The sequence below is a fragment of the Nocardioides sp. Soil796 genome, from assembly GCF_001429525.1.
GTDB lineage: Bacteria > Actinomycetota > Actinomycetes > Propionibacteriales > Nocardioidaceae > Nocardioides.
This window is the reverse complement of the sequence record NZ_LMSQ01000018.1, coordinates 230,443-248,172: the sequence shown is the minus strand read 5'-3', so window position 1 is coordinate 248,172 and position 17,730 is coordinate 230,443. Positions and strand designations below refer to the sequence as shown.

The following is a 17,730-nucleotide window of genomic DNA, read 5'->3' as shown; positions in this document are numbered from 1 at the left end:
TGCCGGCCGCTCAGATCCGGGCCAGCGCGGCCTTCAGCGGGTCCAGCCCGAGTGAGCCGAGGTCGAGCGCCGCGCGGTGGAACTCCTTGAGGTCGAAGTCGGCGCCCTTGCGTGCCTTCGCCTCGTCGCGGGCCTCGAGCCAGATGCGCTCGCCGACCTTGTACGACGGCGCCTGGCCCGGCCAGCCGAGGTAGCGGTTGACCTCGAACACGATGGTCGGGTCGTCCATGCGGCAGTGCTGGCGCATGAACTCCAGGCCCAGGGCGGGCGTCCATGTCTCGCCGGGGTGGAAGCCGAACGGGTTGTCCTTGGGGATCTCGAGCTCGAGGTGCATGCCGATGTCGATGATCACCCGGGCCGCGCGGAAGCCCTGGCCGTCGAGCATGCCCAGCTTGTCGGCCGGGTCCGCGAGGTAGCCGAGGTCGTCCATCAGGCGCTCGGCGTACAACGCCCAACCCTCGCCGTGACCGCTGACCCAGCACATCAGGCGTTGCCAGCGGTTGAGCTTGTCCTTGCGGTAGGCGGTCTGCCCGACCTGCAGGTGGTGGCCCGGCACGCCCTCGTGGAAGACGGTCGTGACCTCGCGCCAGGGGGAGAACTCCTCGATGCCGTCAGGCACCGACCACCACATGCGGCCGGGGCGGGTGAAGTCCTCCGACGGGCCGGTGTAGTAGATGCCGCCGTCGTTGGTGGGGGCCAGCCTGCACTCGATGCGGCGGATCGGCTCCGGGATGTCGAAGTGAGTGCCGGCCATGTCGGCGAGGGTCCGGTCGGCCAGCTCCTGCATCCACTGGCGGAACTCCTCGCGCCCGGCGATGCGGCGGGCCGGGTCGCCCTCGAGGTGGGCCACGGCCTCGTCGACACTGCTGCCCGGGAGGATCAGGTCGGAGGTGGCGGCCATGTCGTCCTCGATGCGCTTGAGCTCCTCCCAGCCCCACGCGTAGGTCTGCTCGAGGTCGAGGGTGGCGCCGAGGAACTGCCGCGACGCCAGTGCGTAGTGGTCGCGCCCCACCGCCTCGTTGGTGCGCCCGCGCGGCTCCATCTCGTCCTCGAGGAACATGCCGAAGTCGGCGAACGCGCGGGTCGCTGCCTGCGCGTGCCGGGCCAGGTCGGCCTGCAGGGCCTCGCCGGCGTCGCTGCCCTTGACGAGGTCGGCGAAGAAGTCGCCGCCGTTGCCCTCCTGTCCCGTCCAGTGGCGTACCTGGGTGGCCACCTCGGCGTACTGCCGCGCCGCGGCGACGTTGCCCTTGTTGGCCTCCTCGGACAGCGTGATGCGGTAGTCCTGAAGGGTCTGCGGTACGGCGGCGATGCGGGCGCGGATCAGGGACCAGGCCTCCTCGCCCTCGGTCGACATGAGGTCGAAGACCTGGCGCATCTCGTGCAGGCCGCTGCTGATCACCGAGAAGTCGCTGCGCTGCAGGCCGGCCTCGGAGGTCTCGACGTCGAGGCCGAGCCGCTCGAGGAACGCGTCGCGGGCGACCTGCTCCCGCTCGTCGCTGGGCGTCGCCGCCGTGGCGTCGGCGAGGGCCTTGCGGGTCAGCTCCTCGCGTGCGGCGAACCCGTCGGGGGAGAGGTCGGTCAGCTTGTCGTCGTGCCCGGCGATGCCGAGGTACGTCGCGGTGAGCGGGTCGAGGGCGGCGTACGCCTCGGCGTAGGCATCGGCAATGGCATCCACGGGGCGCTGTTCGGTCACGCGCCCACAGTAGTGGTGAGTGTCGAAGACGCGGCAACCTTTTACCGGGGTCGTTGGTCGTGTGGTATGAGACTGGTTCAAGGGCCCGGCAACCGCCGGGCGGACAGGGGACGACATGGACGCGGTGCAGCAGAGCTTCGCCGGTTCCTACCGGCGTCTCGTCGGCCAGCTGTACGGCGTGTGCGGCGACCTGTCCGAGGCCGAGGACGTGGTCTCCGAGGCCTTCGTCAGGGCGGTCAGCCATCGGCGTACGTTCGAGGCAGCGGAGAATCCCGAGGCCTGGTTGCGCACCGTCGCGGTGAACATCGCCCGCACGAGGTTCCGGCGCCGACAGCTGGGCGAGAAGCTGACCCGGAAGGCGCCCTCCGTCGGCTCCGGCCGCAGCCCCGACCTCGCCGAGGACCGGCTGGCCCTGGTCGCCGCGATGGGTCGACTGCCGCAGGCCCAACGCGAGGCCCTGGCGCTGCACTACCTCGCCGATCTCCCGGTGGACGAGGTGGCCAGGACTGTCGGTGCGCCTCTCGGCACGGTGAAGGCGCGGCTCAGTCGCGGCCGCACCGCACTCGCCGCACTGATGACCGAAGCCACGGCCCCGGAGGGCCGCTCAGTCCAGGAAGGACAGTCCCGTGCGTGACCTCGACGAGCTCCTGACCGGCCGGATCGGTGACGCCGCGGCCGACGCTGCCCGCATTCCCGACTTCGACGCACTGGCCGCCCGCGGACGACGCCGCACCACGGTTCGCCGTACGGCGGCGGCCGGGGCGGCTGCCCTGGCCGTGGTGACCGTCATCGGTGCGACCCAGTGGCTCGGCGGCGGTGACCCGTCGAGCGAGCCGGGCCCGGTCGCGCCGCCCACCTCGACTCCGAGCGCGCCGGCCGAGCCGAAGACCGACCACGGGACCGGCCCGATCTCCGACGCCCGGGCCGAGGCGATCGTCAGCAACCCGGCAGCGACCCTCTTCTCTCTCACCGTCGACCCGGACGCCCCGGACAGCCGGGCCTCGGTCTGGCAGCTGTGCCCGGCGCAGTGCGACAACCCGAAGTACGCCGTGGCGATCACCGACGACGGCTACACGACGTACGCCGCGTTCCGGCTGGCCAACCCGGTCGAGGTCCGGTCGGCGGGCTCCGGGCGATTCCTGGCCGAGCGCTGGGACCCGGGCGCCACCCCGTTCCTGCTCGATGCCGACGGCACCGGCACGGCGGTGGTCGCGGACGACACGGAGGCCCCTTTGTCGGCAGGCGAAGTCGTCGCGGCCGTGCACGGCTCCGGCGTGCCGATCATCGGCCTGTTGGCCGTCGATCCCGGGACCGGGGCCGCCCACCCGATCCCGCTCCCGAGCCGCGTGGCCACCTGGCAGCAGGACGGTGAGCGGATCTCGTTCCTCGACTACAACGGCCCCACCGCGCGATGGACCGACGACGGGGGAGCCACGTGGTCGAGCCACCCGCTCGACGCGGAGAACCTGCTGACCCAGTTGGTGCCCTCGGCGGATCCCGACCGGCACGCCGTGGTGGCCGGCGGCGACGGAGCCACGCTGTTCCCGTTCAACGTCGTGCACCGTTGGGACGGCGACGGTGCGGTGCAGCGGTTCGACCAGTCGAGCAGCCCGCAGGCCTACATCGCGCACCAGGCGGTGCTGCCTGACGGGCGGCTGCTGATCGACGTCGAGGACTGGTCGGACGGCGACGCTCCGACGGGCCTGCACGTCTCGGCCGGCGACGACTGGACGCGGTTCACCCCGGTGCGCCTCGGTGCGCCGTTCGACCGGGAACCCGCACAGGTGCTGGGGATCCAGGCCCACCACGGTGTCCTCACCATCGATGCCGTGACCGCCGACGGAGCGGTCCATCGCTCCACTGACGCCGGCGCCACGTGGCAACCCCTCGTGGTCAGGTAGTCGGTTTGGCGGGCCTCACTCGTCGAGGGAGCGCAGGTGCCGCAGCACGGCACGCCCGCGCGGGGAGAGTCGATAGCCGGGCCGCAGGCTCACGGTCAGGCCGAGCTCCTTGAGCCGTCGGATGTCGGCCTTGAACGGCAGCTTCGTTCGGCCGACATCGGCCGCGATGGTCTCGGCCAGCTCGCCGGGCCGGCCGTCGATCAGCTCGAGGTGCGAGCGGGTCCACGGACCGTGCTTGCTGCGCGCGTCCATGCCGGCCAGTCGGGCCACGATCTCTGCACGCTGCTTCGGCCCGAGGCGTGCCTTCTCGCGCAGCGTCCCCCGCTCGTCGTCGCCGGCGAAGCTCATCCGGATCCGGTAGACGTCTCCGGGCTTGCGGTCCAGGACCTCACGGAGCCGGGCCAGGTCAAGGCCGCTGCGTCGAGCCTCGTCCTCGGTGATCGCGTCGGGGTCGACCACGTCCACCTCGTCGAATCGGATCACGCCGACCGCCGTACGTTGTGAACCGCCGGGCACGTGCATGCGCCGGGTCCAGCGGCGGAACGCGAGGTCGAGCTCACCCGAGACGATGCCGTCCAGGACGGCGCGCGGAATCATCACGAGGCTCATCCTGCCTGCTGGCGTGCGCTCGTGGTGGATCAAGTCGATCACTACATCGATACCGCGGCCTGCCCGACCGTGGCGGGATGGGTGACCAGGAATCTTCACTCTCGGGAGGACCACCTCATGGGCTTCACCCTTCGACCGCGGCTGATCTCGGCCATCGTCGGTCTCGCGCTCTCGGCCACGCTCGCCCCACCGGCGGTTGCCGACACACCACCGACCCCCACGACGTCGCAGCAGGGCGCACCGTCGCGGGTCACGCTCGGCGTCGGCGAGCACTACCTCAACACGCCGTACCAGTGGCAGCGGACGTCGTACTGGTGCGGCCCGACGGCGATCAGCATGGCGCTCGGCATCCGTGGCATCGACGTGTCGCAGGAGACCCTCGCGGCCTTCATGGGCACGAGTCCCGACTACGGCACGACCGCCGACGCCGCGGTCACCGCGCTGCGGCACTTCTCGGGTGCGCCCTACGAGGCGGTCTACGTGCCGGACGGCGGCGGGCAGGCCGCGAAGGCCACGATCTGGAGTCGCATCCAGGAGGACATCGACGGCGGCTTCGCCGTGGTGACCGGTATCGGTGCACCGCCGCACACCTACCCCTACTACGACAACCCGACAATGATCCACCACCTCTTCGTGGTCGACGGGTATGACACCAACTACGGGACGGTGCGCATCTCCGACCCGGCCTACTTCAACGGGAACTCGCAGTACTGGATCACCCTCGATGACCTCGTCTGGCTGATGGAGGGCCACTTCTACAACTGGTGAGCCGCACCGGTCGGGCGTGCCAGACTGACGCGGGTGATGGTCTACGAGGCCCGGGACAGTGACCTCAGTGCACTCCGGTTCGGGGTGTCGCCGCTCAGCGAGCTGTGCCTCTCCCTGCGGGTGCTGCGGGCCCCGACGACCTACCCCGTGCCGGCAGGCTGGCACGCGCACGTGGCCCGACAGGTCGGCGACCTCGACCTCGAGCTGTTGACGGCGTTGGTCAACCAACGGCTGGGCACACCCGACTTCCTCAACCCGCGACCGGAGCTGCCGTTGCCCCGGCTGTGCGACGAGCTGCAGACGGTCGCCACGCTCCCGGCCGACGCGATCGAGCTGGACCTCGAGGACCTGTGGCCGGAGAACCGGCCGGAGGTGCTCAGGGGGCCGATGCCCGCGCTGAGGGGGCGGATCCTGGCCCAGGTGCAGGCCTACTGGGACCGTTGCTTCTCGCCGTTCTGGCCCGCCTTCCGCTCGGTGTTGCGGGCCGACATCCGCCACCGCTCGACCCAGATCGCCGACCACGGCCTGCGGCACATGCTCGACGCGCTGACGCCGAGCCTGACCTTCGACGGCACCCGCCTGGCGTGTGACAACCGGGTCGGTACGTCCTACGAAGCGGCGATCGCGGGGCGCGGCCTGGTGCTGGTGCCGTCCCTGTTCACGCTGAACATCTCGTATCCCGCAGTGGCACGGAGCAGTCCCACGCTGATCTATCCGGCGCGCGGGCACGGCAACCTCCACACCCTGACCGCCCGGGCCGACGACCACCTGACAGCCTTGGTCGGCGACGTGCGCGCACAGCTCCTGTCCACCCTGTCGGAGCCGCGCACGACCAAGGAGCTCGCACTGCTTCTGGGCAAGACCTCCTCGGCGGTCAACCAGCAGCTGCGGTCCTTGACCGCGGCCGGGCTGCTCGACACCACCCGCGACGGCCGCTCGGTGCTCTATGGCCTCTCCGACCTCGGCAGCCGACTGGTGCGACCGACCTAGATCAGAGCCGAGGGGAAGGCCTCGCGGTAGCTGCGCATGCCGCCGGCCGACTCCGCGGCGAGTACGGCGCGGCCGACCGCACGCGTGACGCAGTCACCGGCGGCGGTCAGCAGGTCCTGGAACGCGAACACGTCCACGGGCTCGCGGGCGCCGGTCGCCAGCGTGAAGAGGGTGTCGCCGTCGAACATCGTGTGCACCGGGTTGATCGCCCGGGCCAGGCCGTCGTGGCCGACACCGGACACCTTCGCGCACTGGGCCTTGGTCAGCGTCGCGTCGGTGGCGATGACCCCGATCGTGGTGGCGAACGGTGGCTTGACCAGCGAGGGGTCGGCCGCCGCGGCAGCGCGTGCGGCCACCAGGTCGTCCTCGGTCGGACGACGCAGGGGCGGCAGGTCGCCGGGCACGCAGTGGCGTTCGGCGTACAGCTCGCCGGTGCGTGGGTCGACCGCCGAACCGACCGCGTTCACCGCCACGAGCACGCCGATCGTCGTGCCGTCCTCGAGCCGGACCGATGCGGAGCCGATGCCGCCCTTGAGACCACCTACCCGTGCGCCGGTGCCGGCGCCGACCGTTCCCTCGCGCACGTCGGTCGAGGCCGCGTCGTAGGCCGCCGCGCCGAGGGCCGCATCGGGGTGGTTGGCGAACGTGCCGCCCCGACCGAGGTCGAAGAGCACCGCAGCCGGCACGATCGGCACCACCTCGCCCGGCCCGCCCATCGGGAAGCCGACGCCGTCGTGCAACAGCCGCTGCGCGACACCGTCGACGCTCGCCAGGCCCAGGGCCGAGCCGCCGCTGAGCACGACCGCGTGCACGAGCTCGACCAGGTTGCGTGGATCGAGCAGGTCGGTCTCGCGCGTGCCGGGCCCGCCACCGCGTACGTCGACGCCACCCACCGCACCGCCCGGCGGCGCCAGCACGACCGTCGTCCCGCTCAACCAGCCGTCGCCGATGCGCTCGGCCTGGCCCACCCGGATGCCCGGCACGTCCGTGATGCTGTTGGAGGTCACGGGACCAGTATGGTCACCCGCCATGGACACCAGACCAGCAAGTTATGTGGTGGTGGTCGAGGACGGCGCGGTGCTGCTCGCCCACTGGAACGAGAACGGCAAGACCGGGTGGACCCTGCCCGGCGGAGGCATGGAGGACCACGAGTCCACCGAGGAGACTGCGGTCCGCGAGTTCCGGGAGGAGACCGGCTTCGACGTCGCGCTCGACGGACTGCTCGGTGTCGACACGAACTACGTGCCGGCCGCCGCCCGATTCTCGAAGGGCGCCGGCGACCTGCGCGGACTGCGGGTGATCTACCGCGGGCACATCACCGGCGGTGAGCTGACCCACGAGGTCGAAGGCACCACCGACGAGTGCCGGTGGATCCCGCTCGACGAGGTCGCCTCACTCAAGCGGGTCAGCCTCGTCGACGCCGCCATGGAGCTGCTCCGCACGAGCTGACCGGCCGGCACCATGCCTGGAAAACCAGTCGCACCGAGCACTGACGATGTGCGACCGTCGAGGAGTCAGCCCGACCAGATCGAGGAGAACCCCCATGCGAGCAGCCACCACGCCCCGAGTCCTCATTCGTCTCGCCGTGGAGCTGCCCCGTGTCACCCTCACTCAATCTCGGAATCGTCGCGCATGTTGATGCCGGCAAGACCAGCCTGACCGAACGCCTTCTGTTCGAGGCCGGTGTCATCGACGCACCCGGGAGCGTCGACGCCGGCACCACCCGCACTGACTCGCTCGACCTCGAGCGGCGCCGCGGCATCACCATCCGGGCCGCCGTGACCTCGTTCGGTCTCGGCGACCTGGCCGTCAACCTCGTCGACACCCCCGGGCACCCCGACTTCATCGCCGAGGTCGAGCGGTCACTGGGCGTTCTCGACGCCGCGGTGCTGGTGCTGTCGGCGGTGGAGGGCGTGCAGCCGCAGACTGTCGTGATCTGGCGCGCCCTCCAGCGGATCGGCGTGCCCACCGTGCTGTTCGTCAACAAGATCGACCGAGCCGGCGCCGACGTCGAGCGCGTGCTCGCGCAGGTGCGCCGCCGCCTGACGCCGTACGCCGTGCAGCTCGCGCGCGCCGATGGGCAGGGCGACCGTGCCGCCACTGTCACCGGGGTGCCACTGACAGACGAGTCGGTCGTCGCCGGAGTCGCGGAGGTCGACGACCGGGTGCTGGCGGGTTGGGTGGCGGGGGCGACACCGCGTCACCGTGACCTCGTGCGCGCGCTGCGCAGTGGCGTACGACGTGGTGCGCTGACGCCGGTGCTGTGCGGGTCGGCGATCACCGGTGCCGGCATCGATGAACTGCACCGGACGCTCACCGGTCTCCTTCCGGCCGCACGGCACTCCGACGGTCCGGTGGCCGGCACCGTCTTCGCCGTCGACCGCGACGAGCGCGGTCGACGCGCCTGGATCCGCCTGTGGTCGGGCGAGCTGCGGGTCCGTGACCGGGTGGCGATCACCGGCCGGAAACCGGAGCTCGTGACGGAGGTTGCAGCGAGCGAACCGGGCGGAGTGACCGTCGCCTCCGTCGCCCGGGCGGGACAGATCGCGGTCATTCGCGGACCGGCCGCCCGCATAGGTGACGTGCTCGGCAGGCCACCGCGTCGTCGTGCCCACCACTTCGCGCCCGCCACCCTGCAGGCGTTGGTCGAGCCCGAGGACCCCACCGCCCGCACGGCGTTGTACGCCGGCCTGACCGAGCTTGCCGACGAGGATCCGCTCATCGACCTGCACCTCAACGAGGTCGACGGTGAGGCCGCGGTACGCCTGCACGGCGAGGTGCAGAAGGAGGTGATCGCAGCGCTGCTGGAGCAGCGGTACGGCGTCGTCGCGAGGTTCCTCGAGACCTCCGTCGTCTGCATCGAACGCGTGGTCGGCACCGGCGCATCGGTCGACCGGATCAACGTGGGCGACAACCCCTACCTGGCAGGCATCGGCCTGCGCGTGGAGCCCGGCGAGGTGGGGTCCGGCATCACGTTCTCGCCCGGCATCGAACGTGGCAACCTGCCTCCGGCGTTCATCGCTGCCACCGAGGAAGGGGTGCGCGCCGCGTTGATTCAGGGCCTGTGTGGTTGGGCGGTCACCGACTGCCAGGTGTCGATGACGGAGTCCGGCTACTGGCCGCGCCAGAGCCGGCCGCACCAGAAGTTCGACAAGTCGATCTCCAGTGTGGCCGCCGACTTCCGGCACCTGGCCCAGGTGGTCGTGATGGCCGCGTTGCAGCGGGCCGGAACCCGCGTCTGCCAGCCGATCGAGCGGTTCGACCTGGAGCTTCCCGACGAGGCATTCGGTGCCATCGCCGCACTGCTCGGGCGCATCGGCGCGGTCACCCTGGACACGTCGGCAGCCGCCGGGTACACCCGGCTCGTCGGGCACGTGCCCTCGGCCGCGGTTCGCGACCTCACGTCACGACTGCCCGACCTCACCAGTGGGGAGGGCGTGCTGGTCACGCGGCTCGATCACCACGCACCGGTCACCGACACGTGTCCGCCTCGAAGGCGACGGACGGGCTTCGACCCGCTGGACAGAGGCACGTGGTTCCGTCGCGTGCCGCGATGAAGCCACTGAAATGAGACAACGTGGTGGATCACAGGCACCAGATGCCTGCGATCCACCACGTTGAGTGGAATCAGTCGCGTGCCGTCAGCGGGGCAGGCCGCTCGAGCGCCAGCCACCCGGCCCGTGGGAGTAGTTGACCCGCACCCGACGGTGGTTGGCCGACCACTCCGACTGTCGCTTCTTCGGCGGGGCCTCGGTCGTGCCGAGCGAGGAGAACACCGCGACCAGGGCGGCGATCTCCTCCGGGGTCGCGTCGGGGCTGACGACCTTGAGGATCGGCTGCTGTGCTGGCTTGTCTTCGGCTGTCATGTCATCTCCTTCGGTCGTCGACCTGTCGTGAGTTCTGATCGACCTGTCGCCAGTTCTGGCTGACCTGTCGTGAGTTCCGGGTGTTCCCTCGGCCGCCGCGTTCGCTTCTTCGACTCCTGCGGAAAGAAGCAGGCAACATCCCCCTGACGGGCCTGGCGGCCCTTACAGAGGAATATTGCCGTGCTTCTTGGCCGGCAGAATCTCGCGCTTGGAGCGGAGGAGGCGCAGGCCGCGGACGATCTCGGTGCGCGTCTCGTGCGGCATGATCACCGTGTCGACGTAGCCACGCTCGGCGGCGATGTAGGGGTTCGCCAGCGTGGTCTCGTACTCGTCGACCAGCTCGGCTCGACGCGACTCGACGTCGCCGCCCTCGGCCTCGACGGCGGCGAGAGTCTTGCGGTGCACGATGTTGGCCGCACCCTGGGCGCCCATGACGGCGATCTGCGCGGTCGGCCAGGCGACGTTGAGGTCGGCACCGAGGTGCTTGGAGCCCATCACGTCGTACGCACCGCCGTAGGCCTTGCGGGTGATCACCGTGATCAGCGGAACGGTGGCCTCGGCGTAGGCGTAGATCAGCTTCGCGCCGCGGCGGATGATGCCGTTCCACTCCTGGTCGGTGCCGGGCAGGAAGCCGGGTACGTCGACGAACGTGAGGACCGGGATGTTGAACGCGTCGCAGGTGCGCACGAAGCGAGCGGCCTTCTCGGACGCGTCGATGTCGAGGCAGCCGGCGAACTGCATCGGCTGGTTGGCGACCACACCGACCGGGCGGCCCTCCATGCGGCCGTAGCCGATGATGATGTTCGGCGCGAACATCGACTGGACCTCGAGGAACTCCTCGTCGTCGAGCACGCTCTCGATCACGGTGTGCATGTCGTAGGGCTGGTTCGGGGAGTCCGGGATCAGCGTGTCGAGGGTCCGGTCGAGGTCGCTGATCTCGAGGTCGGCCTCCTCGTCGTACGACGGGGCCTCGTCGAGGTTGTTCTGCGGCAGGTAGGACAGCAGCGCCTTGACGTACTCGAACGCGTCCTCCTCGTCGGAGGCCATGTAGTGCGCGTTGCCCGACTTGGTGTTGTGGGTGCGCGCGCCGCCGAGCTCCTCCATGGTCACCTCCTCGCCGGTGACGGTCTTGATCACGTCGGGACCGGTGATGAACATCGCCGAGGTGCCGTCGACCATGACCGTGAAGTCGGTGACCGCGGGGGAGTAGACGTGCCCGCCGGCGCAGTTGCCCATGATCATCGAGATCTGCGGGATCACACCGGAGGCGTGCACGTTGCGCTTGAAGATCTCGCCGTAGAGGCCGAGCGAGACGACGCCCTCCTGGATGCGGGCCCCGGCACCTTCGTTGATGCCGATGATCGGCGAGCCGGTCTTGATCGCGAGGTCCATCACCTTGGTGATCTTCTCGCCGTAGACCTCGCCCAGCGAGCCGCCGAAGACGGTGAAGTCCTGCGAGAAGACGCAGACCTGACGACCGTCGACCGTGCCGTAGCCGGTGACGACGCCGTCGCCGTAGGGACGGTTCTTCTCCAGCCCGAAGGCCACGGAGCGGTGACGGGCAAGCTCGTCGAGCTCGACGAAGGAACCCTCGTCGAACAGCAGCGCGATCCGCTCGCGAGCGGTCTTGCGTCCCTTGGCGTGCTGCTTCTCGATTGCCTTCTCGCTACCGGCGTGCACGGCCTCGTCGAGGCGCCGTTCGAGCTCCTGGAGCTTTCCGGCGGTCGTGTGGATGTCGAGCTGCGGCTCGTTCTCGGCTGTGGTCATGTTGGTGCTGGCCTCCTCGGATGTCCGTGGGCCAATGTAGTGCCCATGACTTCCGCAACCGACCCGCGCCCACCCCTTGACCGCGACCGCCTGCCCGCCAGCGTCGAGATCCTCCCTGCCGTCGGCTCCACCAATGCCGAGCTGGGAAGTCGGGCCCGCGACGGTGCCGCTGACGGCACGGTGGTGGTCACCGAGCACCAGACCGCGGGCCGCGGTCGTCTCGACCGGGTGTGGGAGACGCCGGCCCGTTCCGCGCTGACCTTCTCGCTGCTCAAGCGGCCCGACCTCCCACCAGTCGTGTGGCCGTGGATCCCGCTGGCCACCGGACTCGCCATCCACACCGCGCTCTCCGGCACGGTGCCCGGCCTCGGCCTGAAGTGGCCCAACGACGTGCTGGTCGACGGCCGCAAGCTGGCGGGCATCCTCGTCGAGCGCATCGAGACACCGGACGGCCCGGCGGCCGTGATCGGCATCGGGCTCAACGTCTCCACCACGCGCGACGAGCTGCCGGTCGAGACGGCCACCTCACTGGCCCTCGAGTCGGGGGAGGCTCCCGACCGCACGGACCTGCTGAACGGCCTGCTCTCATCTCTTGAGTCCACCCTTGCCGCACTGTCCACGGACCTCGAGTCGGTGCGTACGTCGTACGCCGCCGCGTGCGTGACTGTGGGCAAGGACGTGCGGGTCGAGGTGCCTGCCGGGGAGCCGCTGACCGGACGCGCGACCGGCATCGACCCGGGCGGCCAGCTGGTGGTGGAGTCGTCCTCCGGGCAGGTATCCGTGGGCGCCGGCGACGTCATCCATGTGCGGTGACCGATTGTTTGACATGATCTGAGGGTGGCCATCTCAAAGAACCTCCTCAACGACGGGGAACACGTCGTCGTCACCACCCGCACGCACGTCAAGGCGCTGTTCCTGCCGATCCTCGTGCTGCTGGTGACCCTGGCTGCCGCTGTCTACCTCAGCGGGCTGGGTGACGGCACGACCGGCAAGGTGATCGACATCGTCGTCTGGGTCGTCGCCGCAATCGTCTTCGTGTGGTGGGTGGTGCGGCCGTTCCTCACCTGGCTGACCACGTCCTACACGTTCACGAACCGGCGCTTCCTCGCCCGCTCCGGCTTCATCGCCAAGGAGGGCCGCACGATCCCGCTCAACCGGATCAGCGGCGTCGACTTCGAGATCGGCGTGATCGACCGCATCTTCGGCTGCGGCACCCTCGTGGTCTCCGACGCCAGCGAGCAGGGCCGGGTCGAGCTCCACGACATCCCGCGGGTCGAGCAGATCCAGCTCCGGGTGGCCGACGAGCTGCACCGCCTGTCGGAGCAGCGCAACGACGATGGCACCTGAGCCCGACCAGCCGCTGAGCCGCGATGACCTGGTAGCGGGCATCCTCGGCACCAGCGCCGAATTCACCGCCGAGCAGATCGCGGTCGAGGCCTCCGTCGAGGTCGAGGTCACCCGTCGCCTGTGGCGCGCCCTCGGCTTCCCGGAGTACGCCGAGGACGAGGTCGCCTTCACCTCCCACGACATGGCCGCCCTGACCCTGCTCCAGCAGACCGTCGACTCCGGGCTCATCGACTTCGACACCGCCCTGAACCTCACCCGCGCCGTCGGTACGACGATGGCCAGGCTGGCCGACTGGGAGGTCGCCACCCTGGTGCCCCAGCTGCCCACCGGGGAGGGGGCTCGCGACAACAGGATGGCCGCGGCCCTGCACATGCTGGAGAAGGTCGGCGAACCCTTCGAGCAGCTGCTCGTCTACGCCTGGCGCCGGCACCTCGCGGCCGCGGCGTCCCGCATCGAGTCGCTGGGCCCCGACGACGAAGAGCTCAAGACCTCCGACGTCACGGTGGGCTTCGCCGACATCGTCGCGTTCAGCGCACTGTCCAACGAGATCGGCGAGGAGCGCGTCGGCGACCTCGTGGAGGTCTTCGAGACCCGCTGCCACGACGTCGTCTCCACGAACCACGGCCGCGTGATCAAGAGCCTCGGCGACTCGGTGCTCTTCATCTGTGACGACCCGGTCAAGGCGCTGGACATCGCCGACGGCATCATCACCGTGATCGGCCGCGACAGCCGCATGCCCGACGTACGCGTGGGACTGGCCAGTGGCGGCGTGGTGATGCGCATGGGCGACGTCTTCGGCCCGCCGGTCAACCTCGCCGCACGACTGACCGCGGTGGCCCGGCGCAACCGCATGATCATCGACGAGGCCACGGCGGCCAGGCTGCCCGCCGACAGGTTCGAGACCCGCCGCCTCCCGGCACGCCCGCTGCGTGGCTTCGGCCTGGTCGAACCCATCTCGGTCCGCCAGCGCTGACAGCGTTAGGGTTCGGGCGTGTCCCACGCTCCTGAACTGGCCCCGACGCTTGCCGTGATCGGCGGCGGACAGCTCGCCCGCATGATGGCCCAGCCGGCCATCGCGCTGGGCCTACCGCTGCGCCTGCTCGCCGAGGCCGAGGGCGTCTCCGCGGCCCAGGTGATCGTCGACCACACCGTCGGCGACTACCGCGACCTCGACACCCTGCGCGCGGTGACCGACGGCTGCGCGGTCGTCACGTTCGACCACGAGCACGTCCCGACCGACCACCTTCACGCGCTCGAGGAGGCCGGCGTCGCCGTACGCCCCGGACCCGGGGCCCTCGTGCACGCCCAGGACAAGGGCGTGATGCGATCGCGCCTGACCGCGCTGGGCATCCCGTGCCCGCGCCACGCACTGGTCTCGGAGCTCTCCGAGGTCGAGGCGTTCGGCTTCCCGGCGGTGCTCAAGACCACGCGCGGCGGGTACGACGGCAAGGGCGTGTGGGTGGTGCGTTCGGCAGCCGACTGCGCCGATGCGTTCGAGACCGCGGCCGCCTCCGGCGTACGGCTGCTGGCCGAGGAGCTGGTCGACTTCCGCCGTGAGCTCTCGGCCCTGGTCGCCCGGTCGCCCAGCGGCCAGGCCGCGGCCTACCCGGTCGTGGCCTCGACCCAGAAGGACGGCATCTGCCTCGAGGTGATCGCCCCGGCGCCCGACCTGTCTCCCGAGCTGTCCGCGCAGGCGCAGCAGATCGCCCTCACCATCGCCAAGGAGCTCGAGGTCACCGGTGTCCTGGCGGTCGAGCTCTTCGAGACCACCGACGGTCGGGTGCTGGTCAACGAGCTCGCCATGCGCCCGCACAACACGGGCCACTGGAGCCAGGACGGCGCGGTGACCAGCCAGTTCGAGAACCACCTGCGCGCGGTGATGGACCTGCCGCTCGGCTCGCCGGCGACCCGCGCGAAGTGGACCGTGATGGTCAACATCCTCGGCGGCGACGTCGCCGCCGGACGCCTGTACGACGGGTTCCCGCATGCGATGGCGCGAGACCCGTTCCTGCGCGTGCACCTCTACGGCAAGGAGTGGCGCCCGGGCCGCAAGGTCGGCCACGTGAACGCGTACGGCGACGACCTCGACGACTGCCTCGAACGGGCCCGGCACGCTGCGGCGTGGTTCCGCGGCGACCTGGGCAACGAGTCCGAATGAACTTCAGGGAGAGTGAGTGACATGACCGACTCTGCTGCCCGCGTGGGCATCGTGATGGGCTCCGACTCCGACTGGCCGGTGATGCGCGCCGCCGGGGAGATCCTGGACGAGTTCGGGGTGGCCTGGGAGGCCGACGTCGTCTCCGCACACCGGATGCCCGAGGAGATGATCGCCTGGGGCAAGGACGCGGCCGGTCGCGGCATCAAGGTGATCGTCGCCGGTGCCGGCGGCGCGGCACACCTGCCGGGCATGCTCGCCTCGGTCACGCCGCTCCCGGTGATCGGCGTACCCGTGCCGCTGAAGTACCTCGACGGCATGGACTCGCTGCTCTCGATCGTGCAGATGCCGGGCGGCATCCCGGTGGCAGCAGTGGCGATCGGCAACGCCAAGAACGCCGGCATCCTGGCCGCGCGCATCCTGGCCACCGCCGACGACGACCTGCAGCACAAGCTGGTCGCCTACCAGGAGTCGCTCTCCGAGATGGCCCGCGCCAAGGGCAAGGTCGTCCGCGACGCGCAGAAGCCTCGCAAGACCGGCTTCTGAGTCACTGCCGGACCCGGATCAGTCGATGTCGTCCTCGTCGCCGAGCAGCTCGTCGGGGTACTTCTTCACGTAGGTCTCCATCTGCCCCTTGCGGAGCAGGCCGAACAGCTCGGCGGTCTGGTCCTCCTTGAGCTCGACGATGGAGCCGTACTTGTCGATCGTCGGAGTCGCCGCGATCGGCACGGTCATGAACTTCACGTCCTCGGCCTTGGTGCCGCGCAGGGACAGGGCCAGACCACGGAGGTCGCCGTTCTCCCAGTCCATGTCGACCGTGAGGTGGTCGGTGATCGCCGACAGGGTGTCGGAGAACTGGCGCGGCTTGGTGAGGGTGCCGGCCTCGAGCACCTTCGTCATCAGCGACCGGAGGAAGTTCTGCTGCCGGTCGATGCGGTCGAAGTCGCCACGCAGCAGGCCGTGCCGGGTGCGGACGTACTGCAGCGCCTTCTCGCCCTTGAGGTTGTACTTGCCGGCCTTCCACGTGACGTCCTGCTTCTCGTCGTAGAACGTCTCGGGGATGGTCACCGGCACGCCGCCCACGGCGGTCGACAGGTCCTTGAACCCGGCCCAGTCGATGATCGCGACGTGGTCGAGGCGTACGTCGGTGAGGTGCTCGACCGTGGACAGGGTGCCGACCGGGCCGTACGCCGAGAAGGCCGCGTTGATCTTGTTCTTGTGGGTGGGCTCGCCGTTGTCGTCGTAGATCATCGTGAAGGTGTCACGGGGGATCGAGACGACATACACGTGCTTCCGGTTGGCCGAGATGTGCACGACCATGATCGTGTCGCTGCGGTACTTGCCGTTCGGCCACTCCTCGGCGTCGACGTCCTCGGCGAGTGAGGTGTCGGCGCTCTCGCCGGCGATCTTCTTCCCGGCGTCGGAGCCCAGGAGCAGGATGTTCACCGCGTCGCCCTTGTTGGGGTCGGGGCGGTTCTCGTCGTCGAGCTTGTCGGTGGAGAAGCGGTCGATGTTGTCGAGCTTGGCGTTGAGCGAGTAGAGGTAGTAGCCGCACGCGCCCACCACGAGCGCCAGGACGGCCAACGACGCGATCAGCGCCTTGGTGTGCTTGCGGCGGAACGCGGTCCACCCGGAACGGGCCCGTCGCCAGCGTGAGGGCGGTGGGGTGTCTGCCTGTTCGGACGCGTCCCCCGGCGGCTCATTCTCCATCGTGTCAGTGTGCCCGGTGCCGCCAAGAACAGACCGCAGGGACACTCACGCACGGTGGTTCACTCGGTGACGCGACCGCGCAGCGACTTCGTCTGTCCGCGCTGCTTCTTCGCCTCGAGCCGTCGGCGCTGGGACCCGCGCGTCGGCTTGGTCGGTCGGCGGGGCGGTGAGGGCGGGGCCAGGGCCTCGCGCAGCAGGACGGCCAGCCGTTCCCGCGCCGCGGCCCGGTTGCGGAACTGGGAGCGGTGTTCGGAGGCCGCGATGATGACCCGCCCGTCGACCAGGCGCGCGGCCAGGTGCCGCATCGCGCGGGCCCGTTGTGCGTCGCTGAGCACTGTCGACTGCGACACGTCGTAGTCGAGCTCGACGCGTGAGTCGGAGGTGTTGACCGACTGACCGCCGGGACCGGGGGAGCGCGAGAAGCGTTCGGTGAGCTCGGCCGCGGGGACGACCAGCCCGTCGGGCAGTCCGGGTCCGGCCCCAACGACGAGGTCCTCGCCGGGCTGGTTCATGAGCCGCGCTTGCCCCACTGGATGGCCGGGCAGGTGTCCATCACCATCGGTACGCCGGCGGCGCGGGTGCGCTCGAAGGCGGCCTCGTCGATCACGCCGAGCTGGAACCAGACGCCCTTCGCGCCGACCGCGACCGCTTCGTCGGCGTACTGTCCGGCAGCCTCGGAACGACGGAAGACGTCGACCACGTCGATCGGGAACGGCACCTCCGCCAGCGTCGCGTAACCCTGCTCGCCGTGGACCACGGGCGCGTCGGGGTGGATCGGCACGATGCGCTTGCCGCGGGCCTTCAGCAACGCCGAGATCGGGTAGGCGGTGCGCTCGGGATTGTCACTGAGTCCGACCACGGCCCACGTCTCACACTCGTCGAGCATGAAGTCGATCGCCTTCTGGTCCTGCCACGTGTCCATGC

General features: G+C 70.1%; 19 protein-coding genes. 11 read left to right on the top strand and 8 right to left on the bottom strand.

Features of this window, described 5'->3' with window-relative positions; all coding sequences use genetic code 11:
- Window positions 1-10: 10 nt before the first annotated feature.
- A complete protein-coding gene (locus tag ASH02_RS12575) occupies window positions 11-1,693 on the bottom strand; it encodes a DUF885 domain-containing protein (protein ID WP_057294850.1) in 1,683 nt (560 codons plus the stop codon).
- A 115-nt stretch (window positions 1,694-1,808) separates the two neighbouring features.
- On the opposite strand from ASH02_RS12575, the gene ASH02_RS12570 reads away from it, so the two are divergent.
- Complete coding sequence (locus ASH02_RS12570; RefSeq protein ID WP_056681570.1) at window positions 1,809-2,327, top strand: RNA polymerase sigma factor; 519 nt, start codon at window positions 1,809-1,811, stop codon at window positions 2,325-2,327.
- Window positions 2,320-3,594 carry a hypothetical protein gene (locus ASH02_RS12565; protein WP_057294849.1) on the top strand — a complete coding sequence of 425 codons (1,275 nt, stop codon included), beginning with the start codon at window positions 2,320-2,322 and terminating at the stop codon, window positions 3,592-3,594. Before ASH02_RS12570 ends, ASH02_RS12565 begins: the two co-directional genes overlap by 8 nt.
- 15 nt (window positions 3,595-3,609) lie before the next feature.
- On the opposite strand, the gene ASH02_RS12560 is transcribed toward ASH02_RS12565, so the two are convergent.
- Complete coding sequence (locus ASH02_RS12560) at window positions 3,610-4,191, bottom strand: hypothetical protein (protein WP_235539066.1); 582 nt, start codon at window positions 4,189-4,191, stop codon at window positions 3,610-3,612.
- A 129-nt stretch (window positions 4,192-4,320) separates the two neighbouring features.
- On the opposite strand from ASH02_RS12560, the gene ASH02_RS12555 reads away from it, so the two are divergent.
- Together ASH02_RS12555 and ASH02_RS12550 are read left to right on the top strand one after the other, a co-directional pair.
- Window positions 4,321-4,971 carry a C39 family peptidase gene (locus ASH02_RS12555; protein WP_056681568.1) on the top strand — a complete coding sequence of 217 codons (651 nt, stop codon included), beginning with the start codon at window positions 4,321-4,323 and terminating at the stop codon, window positions 4,969-4,971.
- 33 nt (window positions 4,972-5,004) lie between these two features.
- The gene (locus ASH02_RS12550) at window positions 5,005-5,961 is read left to right on the top strand and encodes an ArsR/SmtB family transcription factor (protein WP_057294848.1); all 957 of its coding nucleotides are present in this window, start codon (window positions 5,005-5,007) and stop codon (window positions 5,959-5,961) included.
- Here the strand turns inward: ASH02_RS12550 and ASH02_RS12545 are convergent.
- Window positions 5,958-6,968 carry a P1 family peptidase gene (locus tag ASH02_RS12545; RefSeq protein ID WP_235529937.1) on the bottom strand — a complete coding sequence of 337 codons (1,011 nt, stop codon included), beginning with the start codon at window positions 6,966-6,968 and terminating at the stop codon, window positions 5,958-5,960. The genes ASH02_RS12550 and ASH02_RS12545 overlap by 4 nt on opposite strands.
- Before the next feature lie 22 nt (window positions 6,969-6,990).
- Here ASH02_RS12545 and ASH02_RS12540 point away from each other — a divergent pair, with 22 nt between their 5' ends.
- Entirely contained in the window at window positions 6,991-7,410 is a 420-nt protein-coding gene (locus ASH02_RS12540) for an NUDIX hydrolase (protein ID WP_057294846.1), read from the top strand.
- 149 nt (window positions 7,411-7,559) lie between these two features.
- On the top strand, window positions 7,560-9,518 hold the full coding sequence (locus ASH02_RS12535) for an elongation factor G (protein ID WP_057294845.1): 1,959 nt from the start codon (window positions 7,560-7,562) through the stop codon (window positions 9,516-9,518).
- A gap of 84 nt (window positions 9,519-9,602) precedes the next feature.
- Here the strand turns inward: ASH02_RS12535 and ASH02_RS12530 are convergent, their stop codons facing one another.
- On the bottom strand, window positions 9,603-9,827 hold the full coding sequence (locus ASH02_RS12530; RefSeq protein ID WP_056889943.1) for an acyl-CoA carboxylase subunit epsilon: 225 nt from the start codon (window positions 9,825-9,827) through the stop codon (window positions 9,603-9,605).
- A gap of 162 nt (window positions 9,828-9,989) precedes the next feature.
- Window positions 9,990-11,594, bottom strand: a complete 1,605-nt coding sequence (locus ASH02_RS12525) for an acyl-CoA carboxylase subunit beta (protein ID WP_056681563.1) — start codon at window positions 11,592-11,594, stop codon at window positions 9,990-9,992.
- Window positions 11,595-11,639: 45 nt separating this feature from the next.
- Between ASH02_RS12525 and ASH02_RS12520 the strand changes: the two genes are divergently transcribed.
- From ASH02_RS12520 to purE, 5 genes are read left to right on the top strand one after another with little or no spacing between them, the layout of a single operon-like run.
- On the top strand, window positions 11,640-12,407 hold the full coding sequence (locus ASH02_RS12520; RefSeq protein ID WP_056889942.1) for a biotin--[acetyl-CoA-carboxylase] ligase: 768 nt from the start codon (window positions 11,640-11,642) through the stop codon (window positions 12,405-12,407).
- A gap of 24 nt (window positions 12,408-12,431) precedes the next feature.
- A complete protein-coding gene (locus ASH02_RS12515) occupies window positions 12,432-12,941 on the top strand; it encodes a PH domain-containing protein (protein ID WP_056681561.1) in 510 nt (169 codons plus the stop codon).
- Window positions 12,931-13,914 carry an adenylate/guanylate cyclase domain-containing protein gene (locus tag ASH02_RS12510; RefSeq protein ID WP_082563795.1) on the top strand — a complete coding sequence of 328 codons (984 nt, stop codon included), beginning with the start codon at window positions 12,931-12,933 and terminating at the stop codon, window positions 13,912-13,914. Before ASH02_RS12515 ends, ASH02_RS12510 begins: the two co-directional genes overlap by 11 nt.
- A gap of 18 nt (window positions 13,915-13,932) precedes the next feature.
- A complete protein-coding gene (locus ASH02_RS12505) occupies window positions 13,933-15,099 on the top strand; it encodes a 5-(carboxyamino)imidazole ribonucleotide synthase (RefSeq protein WP_200959134.1) in 1,167 nt (388 codons plus the stop codon).
- Window positions 15,100-15,120: 21 nt separating this feature from the next.
- Entirely contained in the window at window positions 15,121-15,642 is a 522-nt protein-coding gene (purE, locus tag ASH02_RS12500; RefSeq protein WP_057294844.1) for a 5-(carboxyamino)imidazole ribonucleotide mutase, read from the top strand.
- A gap of 18 nt (window positions 15,643-15,660) precedes the next feature.
- Here purE and ASH02_RS12495 read toward each other — a convergent pair whose 3' ends face one another.
- From ASH02_RS12495 to ASH02_RS12485, 3 genes are read right to left on the bottom strand one after another with little or no spacing between them, the layout of a single operon-like run.
- Window positions 15,661-16,806: an LCP family protein gene (locus ASH02_RS12495; RefSeq protein ID WP_057294843.1), complete on the bottom strand. Its 1,146-nt coding sequence runs from the start codon at window positions 16,804-16,806 to the stop codon at window positions 15,661-15,663.
- 59 nt (window positions 16,807-16,865) lie between these two features.
- Complete coding sequence (gene arfB, locus ASH02_RS12490) at window positions 16,866-17,318, bottom strand: alternative ribosome rescue aminoacyl-tRNA hydrolase ArfB (RefSeq protein ID WP_057294842.1); 453 nt, start codon at window positions 17,316-17,318, stop codon at window positions 16,866-16,868.
- Complete coding sequence (locus ASH02_RS12485) at window positions 17,315-17,728, bottom strand: CoA-binding protein (RefSeq protein WP_056681557.1); 414 nt, start codon at window positions 17,726-17,728, stop codon at window positions 17,315-17,317. Before ASH02_RS12485 ends, arfB begins: the two co-directional genes overlap by 4 nt.
- Window positions 17,729-17,730 lie beyond the last annotated feature (2 nt).

Excerpts from the sequence above, each read along its gene's own strand:
- ASH02_RS12555 (WP_056681568.1), top strand. The coding sequence starts at position 4,321 with ATGGGCTTCACCCTTCGACCGCGGCTGATCTCGGCCATCGTCGGTCTC.
- ASH02_RS12495 (WP_057294843.1), bottom strand. The coding sequence starts at position 16,806 with ATGGAGAATGAGCCGCCGGGGGACGCGTCCGAACAGGCAGACACCCCA.
- purE (WP_057294844.1), top strand. The coding sequence starts at position 15,121 with ATGACCGACTCTGCTGCCCGCGTGGGCATCGTGATGGGCTCCGACTCC.
- ASH02_RS12510 (WP_082563795.1), top strand. The coding sequence starts at position 12,931 with ATGGCACCTGAGCCCGACCAGCCGCTGAGCCGCGATGACCTGGTAGCG.
- arfB (WP_057294842.1), bottom strand. The coding sequence starts at position 17,318 with ATGAACCAGCCCGGCGAGGACCTCGTCGTTGGGGCCGGACCCGGACTG.
- ASH02_RS12560 (WP_235539066.1), bottom strand. The coding sequence starts at position 4,191 with ATGATTCCGCGCGCCGTCCTGGACGGCATCGTCTCGGGTGAGCTCGAC.
- ASH02_RS12540 (WP_057294846.1), top strand. The coding sequence starts at position 6,991 with ATGGACACCAGACCAGCAAGTTATGTGGTGGTGGTCGAGGACGGCGCG.
- ASH02_RS12520 (WP_056889942.1), top strand. The coding sequence starts at position 11,640 with ATGACTTCCGCAACCGACCCGCGCCCACCCCTTGACCGCGACCGCCTG.
- ASH02_RS12525 (WP_056681563.1), bottom strand. The coding sequence starts at position 11,594 with ATGACCACAGCCGAGAACGAGCCGCAGCTCGACATCCACACGACCGCC.
- ASH02_RS12485 (WP_056681557.1), bottom strand. The coding sequence starts at position 17,728 with ATGGACACGTGGCAGGACCAGAAGGCGATCGACTTCATGCTCGACGAG.
- ASH02_RS12570 (WP_056681570.1), top strand. The coding sequence starts at position 1,809 with ATGGACGCGGTGCAGCAGAGCTTCGCCGGTTCCTACCGGCGTCTCGTC.
- ASH02_RS12530 (WP_056889943.1), bottom strand. The coding sequence starts at position 9,827 with ATGACAGCCGAAGACAAGCCAGCACAGCAGCCGATCCTCAAGGTCGTC.